The sequence below is a fragment of the Mycobacterium sp. NGS49 genome, assembly GCF_059812565.1.
Genome location: NZ_JCALCX010000002.1, coordinates 210,993 through 232,220 on the forward strand (window position 1 = coordinate 210,993; position 21,228 = coordinate 232,220).

Here is a 21,228-nt window from a genome sequence, read left to right on the forward strand (position 1 = left end):
TGCCGGCCAACTGATTTCGAGAACTCGATAGTGAGCGGATCCGGCGCCCCGAAGTCCACCGCGCAGTCCAAGGCGTTCAAACGCAGTAGTGACGCGGACACCAACCCGATCCCGGTCCGGGAGATCCGCGCCAAGCTCGCGCAAGAGGCCGTGGAGTCGGAAGCTGTCACCGGGGCCGAGGACGTACCGGCGCCTGCGGGACCCTCGGCGGCGGGCACCCGGGTGCTGGACCTGCCGCCGCTGCCACACCGTCCAGTGCCTGAACCGCCCCCGGCCGCGGCGCCCCCGATCCGCCCGGCACCGGTACTCAGCGAGCCACCGGTGTTCATCGAGCCACCCCCGCCGCCGGAGCGACCGACCGCGGAAGTCTCGCCAGCTGTGGAGATGCCGTTCCGTCCCGCGCCGATTCCCGGGCGGCCCGCTCCTGAATCGCCACCCCCGCCGGCACCGCCGCAACCAGTCGCGGCCGCTGTCCCAGAGCAACCCGTGCCACCGCGCCCCGATCCGAGGCTGAACCCACCCGCACCGCCGCCGGTGGCGACGCCGTTCACCAGGGCGGCGCCGAGCGCTCCGCCGCAGCACCCTCAGGACCCGCGCATGCCCTCACACACACCGACCTGAGACTGGTGCGTCGCGTCCGGCCGCTGCCGCAGAGCGGGTGGCGCAAGGTCGTGCACCGCGTCACCGGTATCAACCCCAAAGAGTCCGAACAGGAGAACACCCGGCAGAAGTTGGTGGCGCGGGTAAGTCAACCGGTGCGGGGTGACTACAGCATCGCCATATCGTCGATGAAGGGCGGCGTGGGCAAGACCACGACGACGGTCGGGTTGGGGTCGACGTTCGCGGCCATCCGGGGCGACCGCGTGATCGCGGTGGACGCCAACCCCGACTTCGGCACGCTGGCCCAACGTGGCCCGGACCAGAGCCGGTCGACGGTTCGGGATTTGTTGCTCGACGACAACGTCTTTCGCTACTCCGACATCCGCAGGCACACCTCACAGAGCACGAGTCGGCTGGAAATCCCTGCCTCCGAGCGTGATCCGGCGACGTCCGAGGCATTCTCGAGGCCGATTACCGCGTGGTGATCCGCCTGCTGCAGCGGTTCTACAACCTGATTCTCACTGACTGCGGCACCGGGCTGGTGCATTCGGCGATGTCGGCCGTGCTGGACGAGGCCGACGCCATCGTGTTGGTCGCCTCACCCGCGATCGACGCCGCCCGCAGCGCGTTCGCGGCGCTGGACTGGACTGGACTGGCTAGAACACCACGGCCGCGGGCACCTCGTTCCCAACGCGACTGTGGTCATCAGCGCATCGCCAACCGCTGGGTCGCTGCCGAACCCGAGAAACCCTCGGAGGACGACGCCGCGCGGTTTCATCGTCGCTATCACGCCATGGTCGAAGAAAGGATTGCCGACTGGCTCGACGAGAACCGTGCTACGGCAGGAGCATTCCGGTGCAGCAGCGCAAGCGGATCGAGGAATACTGTGAGCACCAGATCCAGTACCAGTGGCGTCTTTGCACACCCACGCGAGACGGACTCGATGACCAAGACGACGATGACGGGCGCGCCCCGTGGTAGGCGCAATGACGCTCACTTGCGATCGATGATCAGCGTCCGCGGCTGGTGTGGAACGACCTGCGTTGTGGCGCTCCTCGCCGGATGCTCACCGCCGAAAACGCCTGCGACATCGCCGGCCACCACGATTCGGTCGCCCGAGGTTCGTTCCCGGACCACTACAACATCTATAAGCGCACGATCACCTACCAATGGATAGGGGTGGCGCCGCCGGCCAACCAGAAGGGGCGGGCGCGAGCACCATTGGTGTCGGTGTTCGGCGACCGGTACACCAACAAATTCACGACGCACCCGTTCATGGATCCCGATTGTGCGACCAACCCGCCTCCGATCGACAAGAGCCCGGTGTCCACACCGGGTTGGCCCGATCCGCCGGAGCTGTAGCGGTGGTCGAAACTTTCCGACTGCCAACGGAAGTGGTCTACGCGTTGCAAACCGGAAAGCCTCCCCGTACCTGCGGGAGCCGGATTGCGAGGCCGCAGGTGAGCCTTAGGAATCCGTGGTGGACGACGCCGAGCGGTTCCGGAGCAAATATCGCACCGTGGTCGAAGAACGGATCTCGGACTCGACGGCTACCGCGATTAAGCGTCAAACCGTCTTACCGCGAGACGAAGTCAGCTCGCCATTTCCATGACTCGACCGGTGATGGCATCTTCCCATTCATCGAGCCGCGAGAGGAAGAACGCCTCCGCCTCGTCGAAGGTGATCTCAGGGTGCGGACCGATTTGGGCGGCGACATCGTGATATACCCGAGCGGCCTCCGGATCAACGAAATCCCATTGGCCGAGTGGCCATTCGTCGGTGAGGTAACCGGCATTCGAGTACTCCTGGTACAACGGCGTTCCGGGGTACGGAAGGATTCGCCCCATGAATTTGAATGCGTTCGTGTACTTCGTCGCCCGCAGCAGTCGTGCCGTCTCACGTAGTTCGTCGGGCTTGACCGTGGGGTGAAACATGATGGTGCCAGGGATGACCTCGATACCGAGCTGCTGCAAGGAATTGATCGTGTCCGCGGCGTCTTGTCCGCGATTGAGAATCTGCTTGCGGTAGGACCGCAGTTGATCGTATGACCCGGTCTCCACGCCGATGAATACCCGCCGCAAACCCGCCTTGTGCAGGTGTTTGTACAAGTTCAGATCGACGACGGAGTCCAGCCGGATATCGACCATGAAGTTGATGTCGATCCCCCGATCCAGGATGGCGTCGGCGAAGTCAGCGCCACGTTGCTGTGAGCTGGGGTGCTTGGACACGAACAAGTCGTCGCTGATGAAGACGAAATCAAGTTCGAATTCCGAAACCAGATAGTCGATCTCATCGACAACGAGGTCAACCGACTTGGCGCGATAGCTGTCGCGGCCGAGCATGGACGACATCGCTCCGGTACCACAAAACGTGCAGCGATAAGGGCATCCGCGGGTGGAAAACACAGACGCGGCAAAACCATCTGCCACGACGGTGGGTAACTCGTCGCGAGCCGGAGAGGGCAATTCGTCGAGGTCGACCAGCGGAGCCGGTCGGTAGACGACCCTTCCCTGCTCATCACGGCGGGCCACGCCGAGGACATCTTCAACACCGGCACCGTTTTCGATAGCCATCGCGAGCTTGGTGAATGTGACCTCTCCATCTCCGACGATCACGAAGTCAAAGCAGTCGTGTTCGCGCAGGATGCGATCGAAGTTCAGTGTCGCGATCGCATTCCCCAAGGCGATTTGCACGCCTTCCCAGCTTTGTCTTGCACGTTGCGCTAACCAAAGCACCTCGGGAAAGGTGTCGATGGACGAAAAGCCGATAAGTCGAGGCGTACCAGAGCAGCGCACCGCGTCCTGCATGGCGGCCCAAGTCTGCTCGACGGACCCATGCCCGGCAACCAATCCATTGACGCTGATGATGTCGAGACCTTGCGCCTCCGCGTAAGCCTTGATGGACATCAACCCGAGATGCTCCATCGGCAACGACGCATACAACCGGGGATCGCCAAGTTTCTGTTCGCCAACATAGGAACGTCCGTATTGGCGGACGCCGGGCGGATTGACAAGAAGACTCGTCATGTTGGCCTCCTTGAACGAAATCGGCTATGAATGAGTGAAGTATGCATTCCGTGTCCGCGGCGCGTGTCCGGATTGGCTGCGGGTTGGCCTAGATCCTTCCCTTGCGGCGGGCGCAATTTGTCCGCTGATCGGTGCTTCTTTGGGATGATTTTGATGTCCACCGATCGGGGGACACCCGGGACCGGGCCGCGATCACAACCGATGCCACGGTCGTCTCAGATTGCCTGCGGCTACGCCTGTTCCAGCGGTGCACGCAGCCGCCCGAAGTTCTCCGCCACTGACCCCGCCAGTTCGAGATAGGCCTGCCGCGTAGCAGGGTTCAACCGACCGAAATCGACTTCGGCGCCCTCGGCCAAATGTGGGTCGAACGGGATCAGGTGGATGGAGCGGCAGCGTGATTGGAAATGTTCGTACACCTAACGGGGCTTCGCCCCAGCCCGACGAGGCATGTCGTGGTCGGTTTTGGTTTGGGGCTCCGGTCGGAGGGGTTGAGACCGTGACCGGCGGACCGATCCGGTGTATCAACCGCATAGCGCGGTTGGTTGGCCTAACTGGCCGCCCGTCCGATCGGAGCCTTGTGATGACCGTAGCGCGATCCGCTGATGATGTCTTGTCTGAGCATGTGGTCTTTGAGGTCGAATGTATTGATCGGATGTTCTGCAACGTCTATGTGCCGGGGTTGCAGTACGCGGCTGGCCTGGTGGCCTATGTGCATCGGCAGCTGGGGTTGCCGCTCGCTTCGACCGCGCCGCTGGCCCGCATCACCGACGCGTTCGACAAGGCGGTACACCGGTTTGCCCGCGACCAGGGGCTGGCGTGGGTGGATTTCACCAAGGGGCAACGCAAAGACGACATTGCCCACGAGCACTTGGCCCGGTTCACCGGCACCGAGGGGGTGCTGTTCGTGGGCCGCGCCCAGGAGAAGACCAAACTGTTTCGCACCGAGAAGCGCCGCAACGCCAACGGCGATTCTTACCCGTGGATCGTTGCGAGTACCGGGCTGGTCAACCATTTCTACTTCTACTGCGTTGATGAGGACTTCGGCCCGTTCTTCGTCAAGTTCTGCTCCTAGTTCCCCTATAACGCCAAGTTGTGCACTAACGGAAACCATTGGGCCCAGCGCCAAGCCGCCAAGGCCGGCATCGCATTCACCCCGCTGGGTAACGGCTTCGCCGCGGTCGAGGACCCGGCTGCCCTGCAAGTGATCTGCGACAGGCTGGGACCCGGGCACATCGAGGCGTTGCTGGTCAAGTGGCTGGCCCTGCTGCCGCAGCCGTTCACCGCGGTCGATCATGCTGCGGGCTACCACTACGAATTGTCGATCCTGCAGGCCGAATTCTCGCTAACCCAGATGCTCGACAAACCGGTGGCGGGCCGCATGTTCTTAGAACAGGTCATCCGCGACAACCTCGACATCGGTCGCCCTGACCAGGTCACCCTGATCTTCAATCGCCGGCTGGTAAGGCGCGGACCGCGCCGCACGCCCGGGTTGTTTCGCACCCGAGTGATCACCGAGGGCATCACCCCCAGCCTGCACATCGACTACAAGCACACCCGGATCAAGCAGTATCACAAGGAAGGAAAAGCGCTGCGCACCGAAACCACCATCACCGACACCACCGACTTTTCGATCGGCAAACGGCTGACTGATCTGCCCGCCCTGCGGGAGATCGGCTTCTTAGCCAACCGACGTCTGCTGCACGCCCAACGACTCAGCCACGACCCGATCACCGGCGCCGACGCACTTGCGACCCTTACCGGCGCCACCACCACCAGCTCCGGCACCCGAATCCCCGCACTGCGGCTGGCCGAACCCCGCAGCCAGGCCCTGCTTGGGGCGCTACTGACCTTTGGCTGCCAAACCCACGGGTTCACCAGCGCCGAGCTGCGCACCCTCACAACCGAGCTCCGCGGACTGCCAGCGGGAGCCATCACCGCCGGACAAACCACCTACGACCCGCGCCGACTCAAATCCCGAGGTCTGATCACCCGCATCCCGCACACCCACAGCTACGCCGTTACCGACCGCGGCCTGCACACCGCCCACTTCCTCACCTGTGTACATGACCGACTCCTGTCCACCGGCCTGGCGCACCTGGCCGACCACAACAGCGTGCCACCGCTACAGGCAGCATCGCGCGCCTACAACACCGCCCTGGAAAACCTCAGCCGCACAACACTATTGGCTGCATAAACGCCCAATCCAGCCCAGATACGTCAAACTTGACTCAAAATTCCGGCTTCGCCGGATCTAGCGAAGCTAGTCCAGCTTTAGCGCCGCCGAACCCGGGCGGGAGGCACTCAGCACCACGTGAACCTCCCGCACCAGACCCGAATGCCCACGTTGCACAAGTCAATCCAGTGTGGCTGAAGCGCTGCGCGCAGCGTCGATCGCGGGCGAGCTGACCAGCACGTTGGTGTGCGCCAGGTCCAAGACGGCCGACATCGCCGAATGCATGATGCCGGTGCCGCAGTCGGTCACGATGATGTTGTAGTAGTGCCGCAGAATGTCGACCGTTCGCCGATAGTCGTCAGCGCCTAACACTTCCGACACCGCCGGATCCTGCTCGCTGGCAAGCACTTCCAGCCAGCTGGTCGCCATTCACGTGTGATTGCGAAAGTCGGCGTAGCGGTTGATGTTGCGACGACACCCGCCCGGCAGCAGCCGGTCTCGGACGAGCCGCGATACCGGACGTTTAGCTGACCGAAAGCTGTCCGATGAGCGTCGCAATCAGGGCGGCGACGTCATCTGGGACGGGGCGTTCGGCCTCCGCGTCGGACAACAACTCGGCGGGGAGACCCGCAGCGGCGGCGGCCTCGTCGATGCTGAGTTGGGCGCGGTGACGCGCCCCGTAGAGCCGTTGCCCCAGCGTCGCATTCGGCGACCGGGCGGCCATGGCCATCACCTCGTTGTAGGTGCGGCGCACCGTGCTCAGCGCCAGCACAACCGAGGGGGTGCCTCTGGCGTTTCGCGCCGCGCTGGCCGCCACGTTCTCGAGTTTGCGCAGGTCAGCCAGAATGTTGCTGACCTTCGGGGTGAACGCGGGATCCGACGGCTCGGGTAGCTCAGCGGTGGCCGCACTGATGGTGTGCATGGCCAGCTCGACGGCCTCGGCCATCAGCGGCGCCCGGACGGTGTCGGTGAGCGACTCGGTTGGCTCGTCGGCCGCGCCCGGCATCTCTGACGGCGCAGTGCTGGGGCCGTTGATCGGCACCACCGCGGATCCGCTGCGAATGCGGGCGATGGTGCCTGGTGACCACTGCAGCGCTTTCTCGAGCTTGGCCAAGGTGCCGCGGCGCGGCCAGCTGCGTCCCTTCTCGAAGGCGATCAGGGTGCCGGCGTTGATGATCTTGTCCTTGGCCAGGCCACGCTGAGTGATCTCGAGTTCGTTGCGACGCGCGGCCACGGCCTGACCGGCACGCGCGACGCCCGGGTCGACATCGGCCTCCCACCACTCGTCCTCGTCAAGCTCGGGCGTTTCGAGGATGCCGGTGACATCTTCAGCGGGCGCTTGGGGGGTGAGGGTGACCGCAAAACCTTCGGGGTTGGCCAGATGCAGGGTGGTAGCGTGCGCAACCAGCACCGAACTGCGCCGTACGCCGTCGAGGAACATGCCGTTGGTGCTGGTGTCGATCGCCTGCCAGCCGTCGCGATGCGGTTCGAGCCGCACATGCCACCGAGATATCCGCTCGTCGGCAAGCCGGACGGTCGCCGAGTTGTCCCGGCCGATGATGGCGACACCGGCTCGAGGGTCCAGAGTGTGAACCTCGTCGCCGAGTCGTACCACTAGGGCGGGCGGCCATTTGTACACCGCCTGGTCAGACGTCACTGCTTCTCCCCCGGCTCGGACCCCGAATCGTCGGGCACGTCGCTACAGCCATCCTTCAGCACCGCGTTGGTAGATGCTACATCTTTCCCGCGACGCACCCGCAGCCGGCACACTGCAGATAATCGCTTTGACCGGCATGTATGTCGTTTTCTCTCGCAAAGCCCCGCGGCCTGGTACAAATCCGGGCAAGACGTGCGCCACAGTTCAGTTGTAGTACATACGTCTAATACGGGCAAGGTTATTACAAAGTTGTAGCCGCTACGTTTTAGATGTTGCGTCAGTGCTAGATTTGTGGTTATGTCGTCGCAACGACGGCGCACACGCGTCCGAACTGGAAGGAAAGCGATGACTGCAACGGCGATTCCGTTGTCCACACCGCTGAACGAATACGTTCCGGCGTGCACCACCCAGCCGGAGCGGTGGACGACCACCGAGCCCGACGACGAGGCCAAGGCGCTGTGCCTTGTTTGCCCGCGACGGTGGCTGTGCGCAAGCGAGGCCTACCAAGTCACGGGCGTGGAGGGCTTGTGGGCGGGAGTGGTGATCCCCGAGTCCGGGCGGGCGCGCGACTTCGCGTTGCGCCGCCTGCGTGCGCTGGCCGAACGCGGTGGCTATTACGTCCGTCCGCGGCGCCGCGGCCGCCCCCGCGGTTCGCGCAACTGATCCGTGGTGCCGAAGTCGTGCCAAGTGCCTCGGTGTCGATGGCCACAAAGTGAGACACGACGCCGGCATGGCTGTTGGTGACCACGACGGTCGCCGCCGGAGGCGGCGTAGGCGGGCCCCAGGGCCACGCTGCACGCGGCACCGGGCGCTGCGGTGCGTAGGTCCCATTGCTGCCAGGTAGATTCCACGCCGTCGCCGCTGCCCGTGGTCCTGATGTACACCTTGGCGCCTCCGGGCCGGGCGGTAACCTCATTCTCACAGCGTCCGTAACGTCGCCGAAGAGGAGACCGCCCATGGCCGGCCCCACCGATGAAGCCGAAGTCACCCGCGCCGACCGCTTCATCAAGACCGCGGTCGAAATCCTGGGCGAGACCGGGCGCACCGACTTCACCGTGCAAGAAGTCGTGGCCCGTTCCAAGACTTCACTGCGCGCCTTCTACCAGCACTTCGCCAGCAAGGATGAGCTGTTGCTGGCGCTCTTCGAGCGCACCATGAGTCAGGCGGCCGACACCTGGCGTGCCGAGACCGCCGGTCTGGACAGCACCGCCGCGCTCAAGCTGATCATCGACCGCGTCGGCGCCCAGCCGGAGTCGTCGACCCAGGACAGCCTGAACCGGGCGCTGAGCCTCTACAACCAGAACCTGGCCGAGACCCGTCCCCGCGAATACGCCCGGGTCCTCTCCCCGCTGCACCGGCTGATGCGCGACATCATCGGACAAGGCATCACCGAGGGCGTCTTCAATCCCGGCCTGGACGTCGGTGCCGCCGCGGCGATCGTCATGCAAACCATGGTCGGCGCGCTCCGATTGCATTGGCTGGGAACCGAACTGAACGGCACACCGATCGACTCGGGCCAGTTGTACGACTTCTGCAGCCGCGCCCTCGGTATCCGGGAAACCGACGACGACACACCGGATCGCTCACTGGCGGACCTGTTCGCGCAGATCGGCCTGCGCCCGGCCGGCTTTCACCAGGGTCGATCCCAGGACGGGTTCGCGATGACGATGCCGGTCAGCCCAGCCGTGGTCAACACCTCGGGCGCGCTACAGGGCGGCCTGATCGCCACCCTGGCCGACGTGGCAGGCGGCCAACTTGGCCTGCAGTACCTGCAGCCGGGCACCGCGATGACGACCGCCGACCTCGTCATCCGCTACCTGCGGCCGATCCGGCACGGCTCGGCGCTCGCCGTCCCGAAGGTACTGCGAGCGGGGCGCCGGTCGCTGGTGATGCAGATCGACATCTTCGGCGACAGCGACACCGAGTTGGCGGCTACCGCGACCGTGAACTTCGCCATTGTCGGCCTTCCGGACCCGGACACTTCCGCCAACGACTGACCGACTTCAAATCGTCTCCGACGATAGGTGGTAACGTGATTACCATTCACCGAGATCAAGACTTCTACAGGAGATCGCCATGCCGTCTCGCGAACTTCCCTTCCCCGTCTTCGACGCCGACAACCACATGTACGAGCCGCAGGAGGCGCTGACCAAGTTCCTGCCCGAGAACCGCAAGCGCGTCATCGACTATGTGCAGGTGCGCGGCCGCACCAAGATCGTGGTGCGCGGCCACATCAGCGAGTACATCCCCAACCCGACCTTCGAGGTGGTGGCCCGGCCCGGCGCTCAGGAGGACTACTTCCGCAACGGCGCGCAGGGCAAGTCCTATCGGGAGATCCTCGGCGAGCCGATGAAGGCCATTCCCGCCTTCCGCGAACCAGGGGCGCGCCTCGAGGTCATGGACGAGCTCGGCATCGACTACGCGCTGATGTTCCCGACGCTGGCCAGCCTGGTCGAGGAGCGGATGAAGGACGACCCGGAGATGACGCACGACGTCATCCACGCGCTCAACCAATGGATGTACGAGCAGTGGTCGTTCAACTACCAGGACCGCATCTTCGCGACGCCGGTGATCACCCTGCCCATCGTCGAGCGCGCGCTCGAAGAACTCGAATGGGTCTTGGAGCGCGGCGCCCGCACCGTGCTGGTCCGCCCTGCGCCGGTGCCCGGCTACAAGGGCAGCCGCTCATTCGGCCTCGAGGAGTTCGACCCGTTCTGGCAGGCCTGCATCAAAGCCGAGCTTCCGGTGTCGATGCACGCCTCGGACAGTGGCTACTCCGAGTTCGCGAACGTCTGGGAGCCCGGCGACGAGTTCCTGCCGTTCAAGCCGACCGCCTTCCGCAGCTTCGCGATGGGGCACCGGCCGATCCTGGACGCAATGGGTGCGCTGGTGTGCCATGGCGCGCTGTCTCGCAACCCGGAGTTACGTATCCTGTCGATCGAGAACGGCGCCGACTGGGTGCCCGACCTGTTCAAAGGCCTCAAGGGCGTCTACAAGAAAATGCCGCAATCGTTCAGCGAGGACCCCATCGAGGCGTTCAAGCGCTGCGTCTACATCACCCCGTTCTGGGAGGACCGATTCACCGAGATCGTCAAGATGGTGGGTACCGATCGGGTGTTGTTCGGTTCCGACTGGCCGCACCCGGAAGGCCTCAAGGACCCCATCTCCTTCGTTGACGAGCTGACCGACTTCGACGAGGCGGATATCGCCAAGATCATGGGTGGCAACCTGATGAAGTTGATGAAGGTCTCCCAGCCTGCCAAGAAGCCGGTCTCTGCCTGACGATTGGGCGGTCCATGGTCGGATCTCGCCATTCGGCCTAATCCGCCCGCAGATTCTGCTATACACAAGGCAACACTTTGTCGTTCGGTCGCGCAGTGGATATTCCAATCGGGGGGATGCTTTCCGCGCGGCATAGTTGGGGGTGCACGATGAACCTGGGTCCGTCCGACTCTTTCTCCATTCCGGTGCAGTTGAGTGACCGGCTGTCCCTGGAGCTGGGTGAACCGACCAGCACGCTGCGGGCCACCACCGTCCGCAGCGGCTCGGCGGTGGTCATTCGCGCCGGTGGTGAAGTAGACGCGGCCAACGAGCACACCTGGCGGGGTCTGGTGGCCGAAGCTTCGGCGGTAGCCACTCGACCCGGACCACTCGTCGTCGACGTCAGCGGGCTCGATTTCATGGGTTGCTGCGCTTTCGCAGTGTTGGCCGAAGAAGCCGATCGCTGCCGCCGCCACGGCATCACGCTGCGGCTGGTGAGCAGCGACCCCGGTGTAGCACGCATCGTGGAGGCGTGCGCCTTCGGCCACATGCTGCCCGTGCACCCCACCACGGAATCGGCGCTGGCCGCGGCGTAATCGAGCGACCGGCCCGCCCCGGAAAATATTGGTGCGTGGTACGCGTGCGGCGGATTGATAGTCTGGTTGTTGTTGCTTGACGCTGGCGTCAGCGCACCCGACTTGTTTGCTCCATAGGTCCGCGGGAGGTACGGCCAATATGTCGGCCGAGAAGGACTGGGATACGACGGTGGGCGCGGCTGATGACGTGCGGCGCATCTTCGAGAACATCCCTGCGATGGTGGTCGGCCTGGACGGGCCCGACCACCGCTTCATCGCGGTCAATGCGGCCTTCCGCGCCTTCAATCCGTCGCTGAACCCGGTCGGCATGACGGCCAAAGAGGTTTATCCCGAGCTCGAGGGCCAGCAGATCTACGACATGTTCGACCGGGTTTATCGCACCGGCGAGCCACAGTCGGGAGCCGAGTGGCGATTACAGGTCGACCTACAAGGATCCGGACTCGAAGAGCGTTATTTCGACTTCCTGGTCACGCCCCGGCGCGGCCCGCAAGGAACCATCGAGGGCGTACAGCTGGTCTTCGACGACGTGACCGCCCGTGTGCAGGCGCGGCTGGCCGCGGAGGCACGTGTCGAGGAGCTCTCGCAGCGCTATCGCAACGTCCGCGATTCGGCGATCGTCATGCAGCAGGCACTGCTGGCCGCGTCGGTCCCGGTGGTTCCCGGAGCTGACATCGCGGCCGAATACCTGGTCGCGGCCGAGGACACCGCGGCCGGCGGTGACTGGCTGGATGCACTGGCCCTCGAGGGACGGTTGGTGCTGATCGTCGGTGACGTCGTCGGCCATGGCGTCGAAGCGGCGGCGGTGATGTCGCAGCTGCGCACCGCGCTGCGCATGCAGATCACCGCGGGCCACACGATCGTCGAAGCACTCGAAGCCCTCGACCGATTCCACGAGCAGGTCCCCGGATCGAAGGCGGCCACCATCTGCGTCGGCTCACTCGACCTGACTACGGGCGAATTTCAGTATTGCACCGCCGGACACCCGCCCCCGCTGATCGTCGCGGCCGACGCGACCGCGCGCTATGTCCAGCCCTCCGGCGGCGGCCCGCTGGGCAGCGGCACCGGATTCCCGCTGCGCACCGAGCTTCTCGACATCGGCGACGCAGTGCTGCTCTACAGCGACGGCCTGATCGAACGCCCCGGCCGCCCGCTGGTGGCCAGCACCGCGGAATTCGCGGATCTGGCCGGCAGTATCGCCGCCGGCACTCGCGGCTTCGTACTCGACTCGCCCGCCCGGCCGGTCGACCGCCTCTGTTCAGACACACTCGAATTGCTCTTGCGCTCAACAGGTTACAGCGACGACGTCACGCTGCTTGCGGTACAGCGCCGGACGCCCATCCCGCCGCTGCACATCCAGACGGATGCGAATATTAACGCCGCCCGAGGCATCCGGGCCAAGCTGCGGGAGTGGCTTTACGAGATCGGTGCGGACAGCACCGATGTCTCCGATGTGGTGCACGCAATCTCCGAATTCGTCGAGAACGCGGTCGAACACGGTTACGGGACCGAGGTTCCGGACGGCGTAATCGTGGAAGCCGCACTGGGCGACGACGGCAGGTTGCGGGCATCGGTAATCGACCGCGGCGAATGGAAAGACCACCGCGAGGGTGAGAAGGGTCGCGGGCGCGGCCTGGCGATGGCAGAGGCGCTGGTGACCGAATCGCACGTGATGCACACCCTCGACGGCACCACTGCCACGCTCAGCCACCGGCTCACCCGGCCGGTGAAGTTCGTCAGCGATCCGATAGCAAACCGAGTCGCTCACCAGCGCGAGATCGACAGCGAATTCGTCACGCTGGTCACCGAGGGTGGCCGGATCGTGGTGCGCGGCGAGGTCGACTCGAACACCGCGGCCACTTTGGATCGCCAGATCGCGGTCGAGAGCCGTTCTGGCATAGCGTCTTTGACGATCGATCTGAGTGCCGTCACCCATCTCGGGTCAGCCGGCGTCAGTGCCCTGGCCGCGGCACGGGAGCGTGCCCGCAAGCAGGGCGGCGAATGCGTGCTGGTAGCCCCGCCGGGTAGCCCCGCCCACCACGTCCTGTCCCTCGTTCAGATCCCGGTCAGTAGTGGAGACTCGGCAGACATCCTGGTCGAGGACTGACCGGGCAGCTACCGCGTCTTGCCGTGCCGTACCTGGTTGAACGGCACCCCACGGTCGGCGGCGAACTCCCGCGGAAAATTCAGCACCCGCTCCCCGATGACATTGCGGGCCATCTCGGTGGTGCCGCCGCCGATCGCGACCGACTGGCGCGACAGATACCGCAACCCGGTCTGCAGGCCTTCGCCCGGTTCCCCCACCACCCCGGCCGGACCGGCGATCGCCAGCGCGGTATCCATCTCGAGCATCACCGTCTCGGCGTGGAACAGCCGGATCAGCGTGCCTGCGGCCGGCGGCAGTGAACCGTCCCTGACACTGCGGTAGACGTGGTTGATCAGTTGCTCGGCGACCGCACGGTGCACCAGCGCACGGCCTGCCATTTCCTGGGCGCGCTCGCTGCCGACCTGCCCGGTGCGGGCCAGCAGATCGGCGTAATCCACGGGCATGGTGTGTCCGCCCTCGCTGCCCGAGCCGCTGGCGAACTCCGAGCCCTGCCCGACGGCGCGCCGCTCGTGGTAGAGCTGCCGTGACGCGACCGCCCAGCCCTGGTTGACTTCACCGACCACGGCGTCGTCGCCGACGTCCACCCCGTCGAGGAACTCCTCGCAGAACTCGGCACCACCGCTCACCTGGGTGATGCGTCGCAAAGTGATGCCCGGGTGGTTGATGGGAACCAGGAACATGGTCAGCCCGTCGTGCTTGGGCACGTCCCAGTCCGTGCGGGCCAGGCACAGTCCGTAGTCCGCGGCGAAGGCGCTGGTGCTCCAGGTCTTGGCGCCGTTGATGACCCAGCGATCGCCCTGACGTTCGGCACGCGTGAGCACCCCGGCCAGATCCGAGCCGCCGCTGGGTTCGGAGAGCAGCTGCACCAGGACCTCGTCTCCGCGCAGCGCAGCGGCGATGTGCTGCTTCTTCTGCTCTTCGCTGCCAGTGTCGAGCAGGGTGGCGCAACAGATGGTGAAGGTCGGCACGTTGAGGATCAACGGCATTTCGTAATTGCGGGATTCGACGTCGAAAGCCCGCTGGTATTCATAGTCCAAACCCTGGCCACCGTATTCACGGGGAAAGCAGATGCCCGCGAATCCGCCTGCGTGCAGCCGCTTTTGCAGCTCCCGTGCCCGCTGCCAAGACTGCTCGGCGTCGCGCGGCACGGCCGGTGGCGACTCGGGATCGATGCGCGGCATGTTCTCGGCCAGCCAGGTTCTGGCCCGGGCCGCGAATTCAGCAACCGTTTCGATGGAACTCATCTGGCACCGGCCTGGTAAACCCTGACGTTGTGCTCTTCGGGTGTGCCGAACATGGATCGGTACAACGTGATCCGCCGCAGGTAAAGGTGCAGATCGTGTTCCCAGGTAACGCCGATCCCGCCGTGCATCTGCACACATCGCTGCACGATCTCACCGCCCACCTCACCCACATAGGACTTGGCGATGCTCGCCGACAGGCCCGCCTCGGGTCCGCGGGCCGCGACGTCGGCGACGGCCGCGGCCGTCGTTGCGCGACACGCTTCCAGCCACAGCTTCATATCGGCGAATCCGTGTTTGAGCGCCTGGTACGACGCCAGCGGCCGACCGAAGCTGTGCCGGTCCAGCGCCCACTGCACGGTGAAGTCGAAAACGGTCTGCAATATGCCGACCGACTCGGCGCACTGCAACACTTGCGCAATCTGGCTCTGCCGCTCGATCAGACCCTCGGTCTCGGCGGCACTGCCGACCGTCGCGGATGCGACGGCGCCGTCGAACTCCACCCGCGCGTACTGCTTGACCAAGTCGACCGACTGAACGGGCGTGACGCGTACGCCCGGCGCATCGGTCGGTACCAGAAACTGACGTACCTGGTCGGCGCAGCGGGCCACCACCAGCAACACCGCGCTCTGGGATCCGGCCTCGACCCGGTCCTTGACGCCCTGGATACGGAAGTTGCGATCTCCCGAGTCGACGGCGGTCGCGGTAACCGTCGGCTGCAGCGGCGCCCAGCCCCGGCGCGGTTCCGACACCGCCCACGAGGCGACCGTCTGACCGGAGACCAACGAATCGATCAACGCCGCGTGCGATTCCCGTTCGGCGCAGTCCACCAGGCCGGCGAGCACCGTACTGACCGGGAACAGCGGCCCAGGTGCCACCGTCTTGCCCAGCAGCTCGGCGACCGCGGCCAGATCCGCGACCCCGTCACCCGATACGCTGCCGCCGCCCAGTTCCTCCGGAACCAGCAGGCCGGTCCAACCCAGTTCGGCGGCCCGCCGCCACCACGGGGGGTCCCATGACATGCCCGCGGCGTGCAGTTCCCGGACATGACGCAGCGACGCTTCTTTGGACAGAAATGCTTGGCTGGTTGAGGTAAAGAGTATCTTTTCGGGAGAGTCGACAGCGGTCATGATGCCGGCCGGACGTTCCGCGGCATTCCTTCGCCGTCGTGAAGGAAGTCGGGGGAAAAGATTGGGTGATTGATCATCCGCCTGATCGGTCCTCGTCGGAGTTCGCTGGCGACTCCGATGTTACCAATGGGCGATACCGTAAGAGATACCGGAGTTCAGTCGATAATGACGAGCGCTAGCCGAAATGGCTGAGACAGACGACGACGCAGTGCCATCGAAGGCCGACGTGCTGGCGTTGGCCGCGGAAGCCGAGGCCGAAGCCGCCGAGGCCGAGGCGCTGGCCGCCGCGGCACGCGCCAAGGCCCGCGCCGCACGGCTTCGCCGTGAAGCTCTCGCCGCCGCAGACGATGACGACGATGACGACGATTACGACGACGAGGACTACGAGTACGACGAGTCCGACGAGTCCGACGAGTCCGACGAGTACGAAGACTACGAAGAGTCGGAGGAGTACGAAGACGCCGACGAACAAGCAGCCGATTACGACGAGTCGGCCAACTACAGCGAGCTCGAGCCGGAAGTAGCTGCACAGCCGTCCCGCCGGGGCCGGCTGCGCGGCGCCGTGCATTTCCCCAAGCTGTCGACGATCGCCAATGTGGTTGCGGTGCTGCTCATCCTCGGCTTCACCGGGATCAGCACCTACTTCATGTGGCAGCACCACCAAGCCAACGATCGCGAGCAGCAGGCAGCGGCGTTCATCGCCGGCGCCAAAAAGGGTGTGGTCAATATGACTTCGCTGGATTTCAAGAAAGCCAAGGAAGATGTGCAGCGGGTCATCGACAGTTCCACCGGTGAATTCCGGGACGACTTTCAGCAGCGCGCCGCCGACTTCACCAAAGTGGTCGAACAATCCAAAGTGGTGACCGAGGGCACGGTGAACGCGGCGGCGATCGAATCCATGGACGGACACTCCGCCCAGGTGCTGGTGTCGGCGACCTCCCGTGTCACCAGTTCCGCGGGCGCCAAGGATGAGCCGCGCCCGTGGCGGCTTCGGGTGACCGTGACCGAAGAGGACGGACAGTACAAGATGTCGAAAGTCGAGTTCGTGCCGTGAGCGATGACGAACGCGGTGTGGACGTGACCAAGGACCCGGCCCCCGACACCGAGACCGAGGTGGTCGACTCGGTCCCCGATGCGCCCGGCGAAGAATACGAGAACGACGGCGACGATGACGCGGTGGGCGACGTCGATGAGAGCAGCTCCGACGACCTCGACCGCGAGGACGAGGCCGAGGTTCAACCCGTCGAACCGGCTCCGCCCAAGCGCAACTCGCGGCGCAACATCTGGCGTCGGCAGATCACCGTCAAGCCGGTCCCGGTGATCCTGATCGTGCTCGTATTGCTTTCCGGCGGCGTCACGGCCTGGCTCTACACCCATTACCACCAGCCGGATCAGCGGACCAGCCCCAGCGTCGCGCGAGCGGCGATCAAGGCGGCCTCGGATGGCACGGTCGCGTTGCTGTCCTATGCACCCGACAGCCTCGACAAGGACTTCGCTTCCGCCAGGTCGCATCTGTCCGGTGACTTTCTCTCCTATTACGACCAGTTCACGCAGCAGATCGTCGCTCCGGCGGCCAAGCAGAAGCAGCTGAAGACCTCTGCTCATGTGATGCGCGCCGGCATGCAGGAGTTGCATCCGGACTCCGCCGTCGTGCTGGTGTTCGTGAACCAGAGCACGACCAGCAAAGACAACCCCGAACCGTCGATGGCGGCCAGCAGCGCGCTGGTGAACCTGTCGCTGGTCGACGGCAAGTGGCTGATCACCAAGTTCACGCCGGTCTAGCCGCGGCTCCTGCCGAGCGTGTGGTGACAGCGGCGAATCGCGACGGATATCGCCTTGCCTGCACGCTCGGCGCGTGGGCTCAGACGGCGAACGCGCGCCGCAGCGTCTGAGCGTGTAGCGCGCGGTTCTCTTGCGAGACAATCCAATCCGGCACCACCGAGTCGAAGCCGTGGAACGTTGCGGCGACCACATGCAGGCTGGCTGGGACGTAGGCGTGCAGCAACCGGTTGGCGTAGTCGATGGCTTCGTCGCGGCACGGGTCGACGTCTGAACAGCTGACGAATGCCGGCGGCAGCCCTTCCAGGTTCGCGCGGTGTGCGGGCACAAGTTGACCGGTGGCCGTGGGATGCCCGAGGTAGTGGCCCCACGCCCGGCTGACCGCAGGGCCGTTGAGACCCGGGGTGCGCTGGAACTCCCGCCGCGACGGCGTCGCGTCCGAGTCGAGCATGGGCTGATGCAGAATCTGCACCGCGATCCTCGGCCCTTCCGCGTCGAACACCCGCTGGGCCAGTCCGGCGACCAGAGCGGCTCCGGCGTCGCGGCCCATCACGGCCAGGCGACTTGCATCGATGTTCAGTTCGGCGGCGTGCTCGACCGCGTACCACAGCGCCGCCGCCACGTCGTCGAGCGCGGCGGGACAGGGGTGCTCGGGCGCGAGTCGGTAATCGACCGAAATCAGTAGACAGTCTGCGTCGCGGGCCAATTCCACACAGCGCGCATGGTCGGTGTCCAGGTTGCCGGTGACGAATGCGCCGCCGTGTGCGTAGATCACCAGCGGCACAACGGCTTCGGTGGCGCCCCGGTACAGCCGCAACTCCAACGCATCGCCGTCGCGGACCGTTATCGACCGCGACTCAACGGTGACACCGGCGGTGTGGGCCGCGGCGGCCCGCTCGGCGGCGGCCCGATCGGCACGCTCCCGCTCCGCAGCGAGGGTCGCGGCGCTGAAATCGACCATATGCAGCGCCGCGGCGGCGTCTCTGAGCTCGGGATCGATGCGGCCAAGGCCCTGCGGCCGCGTGAGATTCGCTTGTGTCATGCCCCTCTGATCTTCCGGCCACCTGGAACGGACTTCAACGGCTAATCGTGAACCTACCGTCGTCGGTGCTCTCCCCCGGCAGGGCCGGCACGGTTGCGGGCAGACCATACAGCGCGGTCGCGTTGCCGCGCATGATCCGCTCTCGCTGCTTGCGGGGGAAACGGTTGATGGCATACAGGGGCGAGTCGTAGCTCCAGTGCGGGTAGTCCGTCGAGAACATCAAATTGTCGCCCAGGTCCATCATTTCCAGGTACTCGCGGAACTGCACCGTGTCGGCATCCTCGAGCGGCTGAGTGGTGAACCGCACGTGCTCGCGCACATACTCCGAGGGACGTCGGCGCACGTGCGGCAGGTCGCCGCGGCGCGCCTCCCAGATCCGGTCCATGCGCGTCATCACCGGCATCGCCCAGGTAAACCCGCCCTCGATGAACACCACCCGCAGATCGGGGTGGCGGTCGAACGCGCCGTCGAATACCAGGCTCATCAAATGCGACACATACAGCAGCGGCCAGGATGCGAAGAAGTCGTGCCAGTGTGCGGGATTGCCGACCGGGTACAGCGGGATGAGCTCGAACGGGGTCTGCCCCATCAGATGGGTGGCCACCGGCAGGCCGTTGCGTGCCGCCGCCTCATACAACGGGTCGAAATGCGGGCTTCCGAAAGGTATTCCGCGAGTCTGCGGTGTCATCAGCACCTGATGCATGAACGGATGGCCCGCCCAGCGCTCCACCTCGCGCGCCGCCCGCTCCGGCGTTTGCGCGCTGACGCTGATCGAACCGCGCCAGCGGCCGTGCCAATTGTGCCGGTCCAACCAGATGTCGGCGAGCCAGTCGTTGTAGGTCGACTTGAGCACGTGCTCGGCCTGCGGCAGCTGCGCATCGCACATCGGCTCCAGTGAGGCGATGCTGACTCCGGCGTCGACCAGCAGCTGTTTGGCGGCATAGTCGGGGTCGCTGCCGGCGAATCCGCCGCCGGGCGGGGCGGCGTCCAGCCGCATCGACATCGTCTTGTAGGAGTCCGGTGTGTCGTAGAAATGCGGCACCGGCGTCACCGCGTTGCCGGTCGGCCAGATCTTGTCCACCCAGTCAGCCGGTGCGTAGGACTTGAGCACCTCGGTCGAGACCGGCAGCGGGTGCACGTCGGTGTCGACGACCGTGACCGCAATCTCCTGCCCGGTCGGCGACTCGAGTCGTTCCACGATCGTCATGGTGTGGCCCTTTCGCTCACCTTCAACCCGTACAGCTCACTGGCATTGCGCCACAACAGTTTCCGGCGCTGCTCGGCACCGAGACCGTCAGCCGCGTCGGCCGCGGCAGACGTCGACCAGTGCGGGTAGCCCGATCCGTACATCACCAGGTCGGCCTTTCCGGAGAAGTCCAGCCACCGATCCGCCTGCGCGGCGTCAGGCGGCCCGTCCAACGCCGAAGAGCAGAACCGGACATGGCCCGGCAGGTATTCGCTGGGGTAGCGGTCCACCCACGGCGTCTGATCCCGCATCGACAGCCAGAAGGTGTCCAGCCGCCACATCAACGGGGTGAGGATGTCGTAGCCGCCGTCGGCGAACACGAACTTCAATCCCGGATTCCGGCCGAACACCCCCTCGACGATCAGCGTGGCGAGGTGCACGAAATAGTTCAGTGGCATGAAGGCCGCGTAACCGGGGTAGGTGTGGGCGTGTCCGGCGAACGTGGGCGGATGGTCGACGCCGTTGCCGCCGTTGATGTGTACCGCCACCGGCAGACCGAATGCGGCAGCCGCCTCCCAGATCGGCTCGAACACCGGCTTGCCGTAGGGCTCGCGGGACTGCATCGGAATGCCGACCTGGACCAGCTTTGGATGAGCTCCCAGGCGCTCGATCTCGGCGACCGCGCCCCGGGGGTCTTCCGGATTCACCCGGATGGTCCCGCGGAACCGGTCGGTCTTGTCGGGCTCGAGCCACCGATCCAGCAGCCAGTCGTTGACCGCGGCGCAGATCCGGCTGTTCAGCAGGTAGTCGGCGATGTTGCCGCGGGTCAGCGGGTTGAGGATGGCGTAGCTCGCCCCGCCTTCGTCGAACAGATGCCGGCCGACGATCTGGGGATCCGATCCCGGGTAGCCCTCGCCGTAGAGGTCGGTCCGGTAGTCGCCGCCGGGCGCCTGGTACCACTGCTGCTCGACATCGGGGATCGACCGCAGCTTGTGGGCGGCGGGCAAATACCGCCGGATCTCGGCGTTGTAGCGGAAATGCGGTTGCACATTGGTGTCGATGATCATTGCGGTCATGCGGTGACGAACACCTCCCCGTCGGTGACGTCGACCTGGTAGGTACGGACCCGCCGGGTTGGATCGGCCACATTGCGTCCGGTGGTGATGTCGAATTCCCAGTTGTGCCAAGGGCATCGGATAATCTGGCCGTCGCGCACCCGACGCACGCCGTCGGGCTCCTCTGGTGCGGGCTCATTGGTGCCGCCCACCGGGCCCAGGCACAGCGGCGCACCCTCGTGCGAGCAGTAGTTCACGATCGCGTGCAGCGAGCCGCGCACGTTGTACACCCCTACCCCGAACTTTCCGACATCGACGAGCTTCATCGCACCGGGCGGTAGTTCGTCGATCGAGCACACGAATCGGCGTTGCGGCACC

General features: G+C 65.3%; 21 protein-coding genes and 2 pseudogenes. 12 read left to right on the forward strand and 11 right to left on the reverse strand.

Annotated elements, in window-relative coordinates:
• Positions 1–30: 30 nt before the first annotated feature.
• The 3 genes from AC5Y7D_RS02875 (at position 31) to AC5Y7D_RS02885 (ending at position 1,962) form a co-directional block, all read left to right on the forward strand.
• Entirely contained in the window at positions 31–621 is a 591-nt protein-coding gene (locus AC5Y7D_RS02875; protein ID WP_499921338.1) for a hypothetical protein, read from the forward strand.
• A 5-nt stretch (positions 622–626) separates the two neighbouring features.
• Positions 627–1,085, forward strand: a complete 459-nt coding sequence (locus AC5Y7D_RS02880) for a ParA family protein (protein WP_499921340.1) — start codon at positions 627–629, stop codon at positions 1,083–1,085.
• A gap of 577 nt (positions 1,086–1,662) precedes the next feature.
• On the forward strand, positions 1,663–1,962 hold the full coding sequence (locus AC5Y7D_RS02885) for a hypothetical protein (RefSeq protein ID WP_499921342.1): 300 nt from the start codon (positions 1,663–1,665) through the stop codon (positions 1,960–1,962).
• Between the two features lie 230 nt (positions 1,963–2,192).
• Here AC5Y7D_RS02885 and AC5Y7D_RS02890 read toward each other — a convergent pair whose 3' ends face one another.
• Complete coding sequence (locus AC5Y7D_RS02890) at positions 2,193–3,626, reverse strand: B12-binding domain-containing radical SAM protein (protein ID WP_499921344.1); 1,434 nt, start codon at positions 3,624–3,626, stop codon at positions 2,193–2,195.
• Positions 3,627–3,856: 230 nt separating this feature from the next.
• Positions 3,857–4,042: pseudogene (locus AC5Y7D_RS02895) on the reverse strand (MinD/ParA family ATP-binding protein); the annotation flags it as partial.
• A 206-nt stretch (positions 4,043–4,248) separates the two neighbouring features.
• On the opposite strand from AC5Y7D_RS02895, the gene AC5Y7D_RS02900 reads away from it, so the two are divergent.
• Entirely contained in the window at positions 4,249–4,698 is a 450-nt protein-coding gene (locus AC5Y7D_RS02900; protein WP_499921346.1) for a hypothetical protein, read from the forward strand.
• 18 nt (positions 4,699–4,716) lie between these two features.
• A complete protein-coding gene (locus tag AC5Y7D_RS02905; protein WP_499921348.1) occupies positions 4,717–5,820 on the forward strand; it encodes a hypothetical protein in 1,104 nt (367 codons plus the stop codon).
• 69 nt (positions 5,821–5,889) lie between these two features.
• On the opposite strand, the pseudogene AC5Y7D_RS02910 reads toward AC5Y7D_RS02905, so the two are convergent.
• Both AC5Y7D_RS02910 and AC5Y7D_RS02915 read right to left on the reverse strand, forming a co-directional pair.
• Positions 5,890–6,270: pseudogene (locus AC5Y7D_RS02910) on the reverse strand (MinD/ParA family ATP-binding protein); the annotation flags it as partial.
• A gap of 52 nt (positions 6,271–6,322) precedes the next feature.
• Entirely contained in the window at positions 6,323–7,456 is a 1,134-nt protein-coding gene (locus AC5Y7D_RS02915) for an FHA domain-containing protein (protein WP_499921349.1), read from the reverse strand.
• A 345-nt stretch (positions 7,457–7,801) separates the two neighbouring features.
• Between AC5Y7D_RS02915 and AC5Y7D_RS02920 the strand changes: the two genes are divergently transcribed.
• Positions 7,802–8,119 carry a WhiB family transcriptional regulator gene (locus tag AC5Y7D_RS02920; RefSeq protein WP_499921352.1) on the forward strand — a complete coding sequence of 106 codons (318 nt, stop codon included), beginning with the start codon at positions 7,802–7,804 and terminating at the stop codon, positions 8,117–8,119.
• On the opposite strand, the gene AC5Y7D_RS02925 is transcribed toward AC5Y7D_RS02920, so the two are convergent.
• Complete coding sequence (locus AC5Y7D_RS02925) at positions 8,071–8,517, reverse strand: 9-bladed beta-propeller domain-containing protein (protein WP_499921354.1); 447 nt, start codon at positions 8,515–8,517, stop codon at positions 8,071–8,073. The genes AC5Y7D_RS02920 and AC5Y7D_RS02925 overlap by 49 nt on opposite strands.
• Here AC5Y7D_RS02925 and AC5Y7D_RS02930 point away from each other — a divergent pair.
• The 4 genes from AC5Y7D_RS02930 (at position 8,413) to AC5Y7D_RS02945 (ending at position 13,417) form a co-directional block, all read left to right on the forward strand.
• Positions 8,413–9,453, forward strand: a complete 1,041-nt coding sequence (locus tag AC5Y7D_RS02930) for a hotdog fold thioesterase (protein WP_499921357.1) — start codon at positions 8,413–8,415, stop codon at positions 9,451–9,453. The genes AC5Y7D_RS02925 and AC5Y7D_RS02930 overlap by 105 nt on opposite strands.
• A 79-nt stretch (positions 9,454–9,532) precedes the next feature.
• Entirely contained in the window at positions 9,533–10,738 is a 1,206-nt protein-coding gene (locus AC5Y7D_RS02935) for an amidohydrolase family protein (protein ID WP_499921359.1), read from the forward strand.
• A 149-nt stretch (positions 10,739–10,887) separates the two neighbouring features.
• Positions 10,888–11,313: an anti-sigma factor antagonist gene (locus AC5Y7D_RS02940; RefSeq protein ID WP_499921362.1), complete on the forward strand. Its 426-nt coding sequence runs from the start codon at positions 10,888–10,890 to the stop codon at positions 11,311–11,313.
• A 139-nt stretch (positions 11,314–11,452) separates the two neighbouring features.
• Positions 11,453–13,417, forward strand: coding sequence for a SpoIIE family protein phosphatase (locus tag AC5Y7D_RS02945; RefSeq protein WP_499921364.1), 1,965 nt, complete (start codon positions 11,453–11,455; stop codon positions 13,415–13,417).
• 8 nt (positions 13,418–13,425) lie between these two features.
• Here the strand turns inward: AC5Y7D_RS02945 and AC5Y7D_RS02950 are convergent, their stop codons facing one another.
• Both AC5Y7D_RS02950 and AC5Y7D_RS02955 read right to left on the reverse strand, forming a co-directional pair.
• Positions 13,426–14,661, reverse strand: a complete 1,236-nt coding sequence (locus tag AC5Y7D_RS02950) for an acyl-CoA dehydrogenase family protein (protein WP_499921366.1) — start codon at positions 14,659–14,661, stop codon at positions 13,426–13,428.
• Positions 14,658–15,788 carry an acyl-CoA dehydrogenase family protein gene (locus AC5Y7D_RS02955; RefSeq protein ID WP_499921368.1) on the reverse strand — a complete coding sequence of 377 codons (1,131 nt, stop codon included), beginning with the start codon at positions 15,786–15,788 and terminating at the stop codon, positions 14,658–14,660. Before AC5Y7D_RS02955 ends, AC5Y7D_RS02950 begins: the two co-directional genes overlap by 4 nt.
• Positions 15,789–15,972: 184 nt before the next feature.
• Here AC5Y7D_RS02955 and AC5Y7D_RS02960 point away from each other — a divergent pair, with 184 nt between their 5' ends.
• Both AC5Y7D_RS02960 and AC5Y7D_RS02965 read left to right on the forward strand, forming a co-directional pair.
• Positions 15,973–16,842, forward strand: coding sequence for an Rv1363c family protein (locus AC5Y7D_RS02960; RefSeq protein WP_499921371.1), 870 nt, complete (start codon positions 15,973–15,975; stop codon positions 16,840–16,842).
• A gap of 122 nt (positions 16,843–16,964) precedes the next feature.
• Positions 16,965–17,570: a hypothetical protein gene (locus AC5Y7D_RS02965; protein ID WP_499921706.1), complete on the forward strand. Its 606-nt coding sequence runs from the start codon at positions 16,965–16,967 to the stop codon at positions 17,568–17,570.
• Between the two features lie 79 nt (positions 17,571–17,649).
• On the opposite strand, the gene AC5Y7D_RS02970 is transcribed toward AC5Y7D_RS02965, so the two are convergent.
• The 4 genes from AC5Y7D_RS02970 to AC5Y7D_RS02985 are packed head-to-tail and all read right to left on the reverse strand — an operon-like array spanning position 17,650 to position 21,227.
• Positions 17,650–18,609 (reverse strand): alpha/beta hydrolase fold domain-containing protein, encoded by a 960-nt coding sequence (locus AC5Y7D_RS02970; RefSeq protein ID WP_499921373.1) that lies wholly within the window; start codon positions 18,607–18,609, stop codon positions 17,650–17,652.
• A 34-nt stretch (positions 18,610–18,643) separates the two neighbouring features.
• On the reverse strand, positions 18,644–19,816 hold the full coding sequence (locus AC5Y7D_RS02975) for an amidohydrolase family protein (protein ID WP_499921375.1): 1,173 nt from the start codon (positions 19,814–19,816) through the stop codon (positions 18,644–18,646).
• Positions 19,813–20,862 (reverse strand): amidohydrolase family protein, encoded by a 1,050-nt coding sequence (locus tag AC5Y7D_RS02980; protein ID WP_499921708.1) that lies wholly within the window; start codon positions 20,860–20,862, stop codon positions 19,813–19,815. Before AC5Y7D_RS02980 ends, AC5Y7D_RS02975 begins: the two co-directional genes overlap by 4 nt.
• 5 nt (positions 20,863–20,867) lie before the next feature.
• Entirely contained in the window at positions 20,868–21,227 is a 360-nt protein-coding gene (locus AC5Y7D_RS02985) for a Rieske (2Fe-2S) protein (RefSeq protein ID WP_499921377.1), read from the reverse strand.
• Position 21,228: the final 1 nt, after the last annotated feature.

Coding starts and splice junctions, on each gene's coding strand:
- AC5Y7D_RS02930 (WP_499921357.1), top strand. CDS start 8,413: ATGGCCGGCCCCACCGATGAAGCCGAAGTCACCCGCGCCGACCGCTTC.
- AC5Y7D_RS02945 (WP_499921364.1), top strand. CDS start 11,453: ATGTCGGCCGAGAAGGACTGGGATACGACGGTGGGCGCGGCTGATGAC.
- AC5Y7D_RS02955 (WP_499921368.1), bottom strand. CDS start 15,788: ATGACCGCTGTCGACTCTCCCGAAAAGATACTCTTTACCTCAACCAGC.
- AC5Y7D_RS02970 (WP_499921373.1), bottom strand. CDS start 18,609: ATGACACAAGCGAATCTCACGCGGCCGCAGGGCCTTGGCCGCATCGAT.
- AC5Y7D_RS02885 (WP_499921342.1), top strand. CDS start 1,663: ATGCTCACCGCCGAAAACGCCTGCGACATCGCCGGCCACCACGATTCG.
- AC5Y7D_RS02950 (WP_499921366.1), bottom strand. CDS start 14,661: ATGAGTTCCATCGAAACGGTTGCTGAATTCGCGGCCCGGGCCAGAACC.
- AC5Y7D_RS02980 (WP_499921708.1), bottom strand. CDS start 20,862: ATGATCATCGACACCAATGTGCAACCGCATTTCCGCTACAACGCCGAG.
- AC5Y7D_RS02920 (WP_499921352.1), top strand. CDS start 7,802: ATGACTGCAACGGCGATTCCGTTGTCCACACCGCTGAACGAATACGTT.
- AC5Y7D_RS02890 (WP_499921344.1), bottom strand. CDS start 3,626: ATGACGAGTCTTCTTGTCAATCCGCCCGGCGTCCGCCAATACGGACGT.
- AC5Y7D_RS02960 (WP_499921371.1), top strand. CDS start 15,973: ATGGCTGAGACAGACGACGACGCAGTGCCATCGAAGGCCGACGTGCTG.
- AC5Y7D_RS02935 (WP_499921359.1), top strand. CDS start 9,533: ATGCCGTCTCGCGAACTTCCCTTCCCCGTCTTCGACGCCGACAACCAC.
- AC5Y7D_RS02940 (WP_499921362.1), top strand. CDS start 10,888: ATGAACCTGGGTCCGTCCGACTCTTTCTCCATTCCGGTGCAGTTGAGT.
- AC5Y7D_RS02975 (WP_499921375.1), bottom strand. CDS start 19,816: ATGACGATCGTGGAACGACTCGAGTCGCCGACCGGGCAGGAGATTGCG.